The 6,597-nt window shown below is 40.1% G+C and carries 7 protein-coding genes; all 7 read right to left on the bottom strand.

What is annotated here, in order from left to right; all coding sequences use genetic code 11:
• Window positions 1-718: hypothetical protein (locus tag B5J94_RS13525; protein ID WP_158081066.1), on the bottom strand; the 718-nt coding region annotated here is incomplete at its 3' end.
• Window positions 719-751: 33 nt separating this feature from the next.
• Complete coding sequence (locus tag B5J94_RS13520) at window positions 752-1,129, bottom strand: hypothetical protein (RefSeq protein ID WP_062500580.1); 378 nt, start codon at window positions 1,127-1,129, stop codon at window positions 752-754.
• A 15-nt stretch (window positions 1,130-1,144) separates the two neighbouring features.
• Window positions 1,145-1,417 carry a hypothetical protein gene (locus B5J94_RS13515; RefSeq protein ID WP_062500582.1) on the bottom strand — a complete coding sequence of 91 codons (273 nt, stop codon included), beginning with the start codon at window positions 1,415-1,417 and terminating at the stop codon, window positions 1,145-1,147.
• Window positions 1,417-2,169, bottom strand: coding sequence for a hypothetical protein (locus tag B5J94_RS13510; RefSeq protein WP_062500584.1), 753 nt, complete (start codon window positions 2,167-2,169; stop codon window positions 1,417-1,419). Before B5J94_RS13510 ends, B5J94_RS13515 begins: the two co-directional genes overlap by 1 nt.
• A gap of 9 nt (window positions 2,170-2,178) precedes the next feature.
• Window positions 2,179-2,304 carry a hypothetical protein gene (locus B5J94_RS15080; RefSeq protein ID WP_255216936.1) on the bottom strand — a complete coding sequence of 42 codons (126 nt, stop codon included), beginning with the start codon at window positions 2,302-2,304 and terminating at the stop codon, window positions 2,179-2,181.
• Between the two features lie 65 nt (window positions 2,305-2,369).
• Window positions 2,370-3,002, bottom strand: a complete 633-nt coding sequence (locus B5J94_RS13505) for a hypothetical protein (RefSeq protein WP_158081065.1) — start codon at window positions 3,000-3,002, stop codon at window positions 2,370-2,372.
• Between the two features lie 166 nt (window positions 3,003-3,168).
• On the bottom strand, window positions 3,169-5,925 hold the full coding sequence (locus tag B5J94_RS13500) for an ATP-binding protein (protein WP_079364200.1): 2,757 nt from the start codon (window positions 5,923-5,925) through the stop codon (window positions 3,169-3,171).
• Window positions 5,926-6,597: the final 672 nt, after the last annotated feature.

Below are 6,597 nucleotides of genomic sequence, written 5' to 3'. Positions count from 1 at the left end.
GTTTGGAAAGAAGTCTAGTACATAACCGTGAGCATACACTTCCATAGGGGGGGGTTTTGTCTATATCGATTGTCTGTTTATCATTAGTAAGCCAATACTCTCTATCTAAAATCCTAGCATTTTTTCCAGATTTTAGGGGGAAATCCACTATGGTAATATTTTTAATCTCTTCGTAAATTGGCAACTTATTAAACAACAATCCATTTATTTCCTTAAAGATTTTTTTACCTTCTTCCAATTTATAATAGCTTGATATATCAGGCTTAGCGTCCCATAAAAGCCCTGTTGCACTATCATAAATCATGACCGCATTTTGTTTGGTGATAAACCAAAAACGATAAGATGTTACAATCTCCACCGCTTTTGTTAGGTTTTTTTCATAGATTGCTTTTTGCTCTTTTTTCTCTGTATTGACCGCCAGCTGTTTTAAGCGTTGATGTTTGATACTTGGTACTGATATTTTGTGATTCATCACTCTCTCCGATGTCTCTTTGTTTATGGGATATGGGGACTGGGTAGATGTCTTTGACTGCTCGTGATTTTCTTTTTGCCGAGCCACTTGATGTAAAGTAGCGTGTAGGTCTTGAAGGGATTGTTCTTTTCCAATCTCTCCAAAAATTTTCCCAATATGACCAACCACGCCCTCCTCTATTATTTGACCAATCTTTTGACTAGGCTCTACCTTACCACTTGCAGGCTCTTTTAGCATATTATCCATGAAGCTCTTAAAGAAATAGCTCATAAAACACCTCTAAGAACACAGCACTACCGCATTAAACCGACTTGATGCGTTAGCACCAACCAACGCAGGCAGCAGCACCTGTCTGATAGTATCGCCCACACCCACCAGATGATGTCGGTTATAGTCATAGTCATCGCCGACATTGGGGCTATCTAGCATTACCTTTTTATCACTCATTGATGTGTGATTGTACAGGGCGATACAGTTATTTAGCAGTGCCAACTCATCATCGCTGGCAGGAACCTTACTCTCGGCACATCGCTTGAACAGCTCTTTCCATAGCCTAACGACATTCTCCCACTGACCGCCACACACCACAAAAGTGAGCAAATCATCTGAGTCATCATCAAAATCACGCTGATTAAAAATGCCATATAAATGTGGCATTCCCTTTAATATCTGTCAATACTGATATTGTTGCTCTAACTTGCCAGCCCAAGACGGTGTTACGATTTTTTCGACAATTTTTTCAACTTCTATCGTCCGCTCTATGGGTTTTTCTATGATTTGTGGCTCACTAGACGTATATTGAATTTGGGTCTGTGATGTGTGATTGGGGTCGTGCCAGAGACGTCTGATTTTTAGTATTAATTTTTCAAAGATATGACTATCTAACAGGTATTTTAGAATCTCATCTAAATACCTGCCACTGTCTTTTTTGTCTTCTTTTGCCATTAGTCTAAGTCTCCGATTAGGGGGCGAAATTGTATATGTATGGTCAAATCAAAGTCCTGTTTGAGCAACCGACAAAAACCAATGATTTGCGTCTGCTGGTCATCATCAAGCAGTACAAACTGGCGTAGCTTACTTTTTACGGCTTGATCGCTAGGATTTTGGATTGGAGAAGGGATTTGGGGTGGCGTTAGCAGTCCTGCGATATTCGCCAGCTCATCAGGTCGCACCACCGTCCAAAAGTCCTTAAAAATAGACGGTAAGAAACTCAGCAAGGACTCCATTTCAGGAGCTAAAACCACCGCAAGTTCTTGCTTTTTATCACGAATTTGTTTTTCTAGGGCGGATTTTTCTTGCTGTTTTTGGGTTTGGTGTTTGCTAAAAGTCAGTTCATCTATTTTTTGTTGATTTAGGTACTCTTGCTGTTTTTGTTTGATGTCAGACAAGTGTTTTTGTGCCTGTCTCCAGCTGCTGTCAAAGTCCAACAGTATCAGCAGATGATTTTGTATCCACGCATCATCAATGTCATCAAGTGCTGGTTGTTTTGCATTTTTATTTTTATCAGCATAATACTGATAGACCTGTGCCAGTGGGCGACTGATAAACTTTTGATTTTTATAAACCTTGGTTGCTTTATTTAAAAACATCATGGCAAGATTTGTCTGTCTATCAGCATAGACCACATGGAGATTTATCTCCTGTAACAAATCATCTAAGTTAAGCAACTCATTGCACTCTTGCAAAACATCATTCACATCTTCTGCTTACCCCTGATGATGATAAGCTCTTTCGCCTTTGATGTTTAACCCCAACCAACCTTGCTCATTATGGCGATGATAAGCAAGGATTGTCTCATCTAGTATGCAAATACACAAATCACTATTTTTCATAACACACTCCAAGATACACCAAGATACACATAACGTTTCACGATAACCACCAGCGGTCATCTATTTTAGTCTACAACTATCTTATCTTTAATATTATCAAGCTCTTTGTAGATGTCAGCGAGCGACTTGTCGGGGTGTTGCTCTTTTTCTATCGCCACTAGCTCTTGTTCTACCTTATTTTTCTCATCAATACCTAACTCATTGCCAAAGTATTTGGCAACATCAGCAAGGCTACTGACGTCCGTTATCCAACTGTCGATACGTTCAGGCGTAAAATACCCTTCGCCTTGTTCTAGGTTTTGGGCATCTTTGAGTATCGCCAAAATCAAGCTTGACATCTCATCACCAAACTTCTCTTCTAGACCCCATGTCTGCACCGACAAACCTGATGCGAATTTCTCAGCAAAGAGATACTCGCCCATTTCTCGGTCGGGATTTTCAAGTTTAAAATCACGAATCGCTTGCATATATTCATCATAAGTGGTGTAATCGGTAGGCTTAATGTCTGCATGATAAGCATCTAAGATGTCCTGTCCCACACTCTCAACCGTCTGCCCGTCTTCTGCCAAGCCAAGCTGTTGAATGAGTGTATCAATCACCGTTACCGCCACCGAAACAGGTCGTAACTGTGGAATGACAACACTTAGTGTATGTAACACAGGGGCGAGCGTTGATGTAACTTTGGCAATCGTACCCATGTTTTCCATCACCCATTAAAGGCACTACTGACCGCACCGCCAACCGCTTTACACGCCGATGATACTGCATTGCACACACTATCCACAGCACCGCTGATTGCACTGCCTAAACTACTAAAAAAACCCATGATATTCTCCGATGATTGATTACAATAAAAATTTTGGGTTAAATCGCTTTAACATTCTTGAAAATTTCTGCCAAAATACTCGTTGCCAAACGCCCTGATTGTAACTTAAAAATATCATCGCTGACAATCTGCTCACTTAATTTATCCTGATGATACAAACCAAATAAATGCAACAAGCATTCTTCTATACTCATCTCTTTACTCTGTACCACATAGGCAAGCGGGGCGACATCTTGGAACAACCTTGCCAAGGCAGGCAATGCCTGATTATTCATTTTATCTTGCCACTGTCTTTGAAAGCTCTCCATATCTTTTGTTAAGCGAGCGATGAGCAATGAGTGCTGATGAGCTGACAAAAACTCATCTTTTCTGGACTGATGTTGCTGATGATACCAGCGAATCCATAGGTTGAGCAACAACAAACCTTCTTGGATAAATCGCCCAAACATCTTGGCATCAAGCATTGTTGCTGTTTGGCTTAGTCTGGGGTATAGCCGTTCTTTTTCAGCAAAAATACGTTTTTGGCTCGCCTTAGCAATAATACTCTCATCAATCTCTGGGGCGTTGGTGTCGCTTATCTTACCCACCTGTGTGCGTACTGCTTCATGCCAACCGGCACTGTATATCACCGCCTCGCCTGCTTTTAGCATGGGTAAAAATTGTTTTTGCTCGTCCGTCAAACCAACCGTATCGCCAATGGCTTGACGGTCATCGCCTGCAAATAAGCGATGAATGATTTTGGTATTGGTATTTTTTAAGACCTCTGGGGTGAGCTTATTGGGTATTTGGTCGGCAATGATTAGGCATTCTCCATATTTACGCACTTCTGCCAATAAGTTTGCAAATAGATTAACCCCTAGTTTTTTGGCATCATCGCCCGCTTCTGGCTTTTCTAGTAAGCGATGAGCTTCTTCGATAAGCGTAATATGCTGAAAGTTCGGCTCAATCTTATGACGTTGCTTGACAGCCTCTGCCACTCGTCCAATCAACAATCCCATGAGCAAAGCTTTATCCTTTTCATCTTTTAAATCATCAAGCTCGATAACGATTTTTTTATCAAGCAAGGCATTGACATCTATCGACGTGCGAGTATTTAACATTCGACCCTTGCTATCCACAGTTAAATTATCCAAGCGAGAAATCAGCGAGCCTTCATATTTTTCTTGTAACTCTTGCCCAAAATTTTTGCTTTTGATGACTTGCTTTAAGACTTCCAATAACTCCGACATAATAATAGGGAAACATTCAGCAGGGTGTTGGCATGGGTCGTCATAAAAAAAGTTGGTTGATGTGTTAATATCCCAGCCCTTTAACTCATAACTACGGACAATCGCCTCTTCAATCAAATAGGGCATTGATGCTTCCATGGGAAAGACTGCAGCAAAGGTGGCTTTGAGCGTATCAATACGCCCTGCCAGTTTTTCATTTGGTAAAAGCTCAAAAGGATTTAGACGAAATGGCGAAATATTTTCATTATTAACAGTGTAGTATTCTATGCTATCATCAAGTTGGTATAAACTACGGTATTCGGTTTTGGCAGGCTCAATCACCAAAAAAGGTAGTTTAGATTGAATTAAAATTTGCTGGCAGGTTGTGGTCTTGCCCGCACCTGTTACTCCACTAATAAAAATATGTTGATTTAGCAATTTCTTATTTAAAAAAACCTTGGTATGCTCTAAGACCCTGCCATTTTGGACAATACTACCCAACTCAAAATCATCACTTTGGCTGCTGTCATGGGTATTGACCGCAAAATCCACATTTTTTCGCAAGCGAATACCACACACTTCACGACTTGGCAAACCTGCAAGCAAGGATAATTCGGACGCATTTAGCAACGTTGCACGAGCAATGCTCGTCTCATCGGTAGCAATACTATGAATAAGCCCCCGCTCTAATTGATAAGGCTGATGACTTTCTATCTTTTGAATACCAAATAAATGATGAATGTTATCATCTTTGATATTGATGTCTTGCACCTGCAAGGGCGTAAAAAGCATTTGATTGCCCTGAAAAATAGAAGTTATAGCAGAAGCCAGACGCTCATAAGTCTCTAAATACGGTGCCGAAATATAGATAGATGTTTGGAATAAACCCTTACCGATTCCCAACTCCAAGCGTGGAATCTGCCTTTCATCAATATGAGCCTGAATACGCTCCAAGGACTTATTTACCATTTCAATGCCATGAGTGGAGCTTTCTCCGCGATTATAGCCATTGGTGGTAGAGTCATTAGAACCAATGGTTTTTCCGGTAGATGTACTTTTGTTGGTGCCATGAGTTGTGGTTGTATTCTTGCTTGTTCCCCACGTAGTCGTCTTTGATGTGCTATCACTAACACTTTTGCTTTTATTCTCAGCACTACCTCTACTCTCGCTAGTGCCCATGGTACGAGATTTTGAACCGCCATCATTTGTCCCGTGAGAGTTGCTATTTGAATGATTGGTTCCTTTTTGCTCATTCACACTATTACTGATTGATGAACCCTTGGTTGTGGTTTGTGATGTACCAATATTCTCCCCTTCCTGCAAGGAGCGTTTAATCATAGGATGTAATATTGATGAATAACCCAACAATGCTTTTATTTTGGATTCGATACTCTCCAAAGATTCAGGGTTAGCAACAATCAACATTTGCCAAGTCTCGCCTGTCAAAGTAGTCGCCAATCTGTCCAAGCCCTGCGTGATACTCTCGCCCTGACTATGAGCCTGTTCATCAATGGTTAATGACGGAACACCTGTTACCAATCCAAAATGTTTGGATTTTTGCAAGGGGTACAAAATTCTCTCTTGCAATCTACTTGCTTTTATTTCATCTAGACAAATACCACCAATATTCCCAAGCAACTGATTTTTAAGCAGTTTACTTTGTTTAGATACATCTCCGGATACAGAGTTGTCGGCACAAGAGCAATATTTACTGCGACAAGACCTACAAAACGTCTTGGCTTCTATGAAAGATTCTAATTTTTCATGGGTGTATTATTTATCCGGTCTAAAAACAGGTATTGAAATTTATATTGGCGTTGTTTTGACAGGTGTAATCCGAAAAAAACGGGCATTACTATTGTTTATATACATATTGGTAGATAATGACACATCTTGAACAAGATAATTTACCGAGTTAAAACCCTTATCAATAATCGATTTACTTAGGTTTATATAAGGCTCAATCTTTGTACTCGCCAGCTATCTCCCTATCTTAAAAACTGACTGATAATATTTTATTTAACCATGTCATTGGCTTTTTAACTGTCATTTAACATCATTTAAATCAGTATTTAGCCAATACACTATTTTGCCAGAAAATTTTATAAAAAGAAAACTCCATTCATTCAGATGCGACATGGTTTGTCGCAACGTTAGAATGGAGAAACATTTAATATTATATCTTGTTCACAAGCCAGTTAGCAAGTGTTACCCACTTTTGTTCTTTATCCCCAAAATCCCCAAACCCCCCACCATCTC

The organism is Moraxella lacunata, assembly GCF_002027545.1.
In the GTDB taxonomy this organism is placed as follows: Bacteria; Pseudomonadota; Gammaproteobacteria; order Pseudomonadales; family Moraxellaceae; genus Moraxella; species Moraxella lacunata.
The sequence above is the reverse complement of the archived record's forward strand: the minus strand, read 5'-3'. Positions and strand labels throughout refer to the sequence as shown.